A 1,659-nucleotide genomic window follows, 5' to 3' on the forward strand; every position below is an offset into this window, starting at 1 on the left:
GGGCTCGATCTCCGTGGTGATCGTGCCGTAGACGGGGCCCGTGTCCATGCCGGCTTCAAGACGGAACGTCGACGCGCCTGTGATTTCGTCGCCCGCGGCGATCGCCGCGTTCACGGGCGAGGCGCCCCGCCACGCGGGCAGCAGGGAGAAATGGAGGTTCACCCATCCGAACCGCGGGATATCGAGGACCTCCTGCGGGAGGATGTTACCGTAGGCGACCACCGCCGCGGCCTCGACATCGAGCTCGCGGAGTTGTGCGGCGAACTCGGGATCGCGTGCGCTCGCCGGGGTGAGAACGCGCAGGCCCGCGGCGTCGGCGACCTCGCCGACGGGTGAGCGATGCAGCGTGCGGCCCCTCCCCTTCGGCGCGTCGGGCCGGGTGATCACGGCGGCGACCTCGTGTCGACCGGAATCGAGTATCGCCCGCAACGAGGGCACGGCGGTCTCGGGGGTTCCTGTGAAGACGATTCTCATCGGCCTGCTCCCCCTGCCTTGAACTGCTCGTCGGCGTAGGTGCGTGCAGCGGCGTCGTCGTCGAACACGAGGTCGCCGACGATCGAGCCGTGCCCGAACCACTCCGCGGCACGGATCGCACCCATGGCCTCGCGGCGGGCATCACCATCGAGACGCTGCATGAACATCGTGCCGTCGAGGTGATCGGTCTCGTGCTGGATGATGCGCGCGAGGAAGCCCTGCGCGACGAAATGCACCGACTTACCTTCGGCGTTCTTGCCACGAACCTCGATCTCGAACGGTCGCTCGACGTCCCCGCCGATCTCGGGAACCGACAGGCATCCCTCGTAGTCGGACTCGCTCTCGTCGGAGAGCACGTCGTACTCCGGGTCGACGAGGGCCGCTCGGTTCCCCTCGCGATCGTCGTAGACGAGCACGCGGCTCGATATCCCGACCTGCGGCGCGGCAAGGCCCACGCCCTGGGCGAAGTCCATGGTGTCGAAGAGGTCGCGGATCAGCACCTCGAGATCGCGCGCCCCGAAGTCGCCGACCTCCTCCGCACGGGTGCGGAGGACGGGGTCGGGAAAGAGTCGGATCGGTCGGATCGCCATGCGCGCCTCGGTTCTGTCTGTGCTGTTCGTATCGCAGCCTTGCCGTGTCGCCGGTGTGCTCGGTCGGGGCCGCGGCACGCAGTTTCTGCCGCGCCGCGAGCGGATGCGCCCGAAGCAACATCCTCCCGGCATCCGGGGTCTAGAGCCATTGTATTGCCGACGGTCCCGCGAGTCCGCCTAGCCACCTCTCAGCCGATATGCAGCGGGTCGAGGCGGACGCGAACGGCCTGCCCCTCCCGCCGCGAGGCACGCGAGACCACTGCCGCCTTGATCGCCGCCGCAAGCGCATCGACACGCCGGGCGGGCACGCGCACGAGGATTCTCTCGGGAGTGGCGTCGGGAGCCACTCCGGGCAGCGGCTCGCTCTCCGGCACGTCGACTGGGCCGAGGATCTCCGGCTCCGCGCCGAGCTTCGCGGCGGCCTGCTCTTCGAGGTAGTCGGAAACATCCATGACGTCGGCGGCCGCCCCGTCGATGGCGAACATGTGCGCGGCCGGCGGGAACCCGACCTCGCGGCGCTCGGCGAGCTCGCGGTGGCCGAAGCCTTCGACGTCCCAGCGGATGAGGGACTGGGCGACGTCGAGCCCGGCCTCCG

The 1,659-nt window shown here is 69.6% G+C and carries 2 protein-coding genes and 1 pseudogene; all 3 read right to left on the reverse strand.

What is annotated here, in order from left to right; genetic code table 11:
• The coding region (locus tag V7E05_RS14195) for a methionyl-tRNA formyltransferase (RefSeq protein ID WP_333620274.1) at positions 1 to 474 on the reverse strand (474 nt) is incomplete at its 3' end.
• Positions 471 to 1,064 carry a peptide deformylase gene (gene def / locus V7E05_RS14200; RefSeq protein WP_333620275.1) on the reverse strand — a complete coding sequence of 198 codons (594 nt, stop codon included), beginning with the start codon at positions 1,062 to 1,064 and terminating at the stop codon, positions 471 to 473. The genes def and V7E05_RS14195, both read right to left, overlap by 4 nt.
• Positions 1,065 to 1,252: 188 nt before the next feature.
• Positions 1,253 to 1,659, reverse strand: a pseudogene (locus V7E05_RS14205) (primosome assembly protein PriA); the annotation flags it as partial.

It is taken from the genome of Dietzia sp., from assembly GCF_036741115.1.
In the GTDB taxonomy this organism is placed as follows: Bacteria; Actinomycetota; Actinomycetes; order Mycobacteriales; family Mycobacteriaceae; genus Dietzia.

Excerpts from the sequence above, each read along its gene's own strand:
- def (WP_333620275.1), bottom strand. The coding sequence starts at position 1,064 with ATGGCGATCCGACCGATCCGACTCTTTCCCGACCCCGTCCTCCGCACC.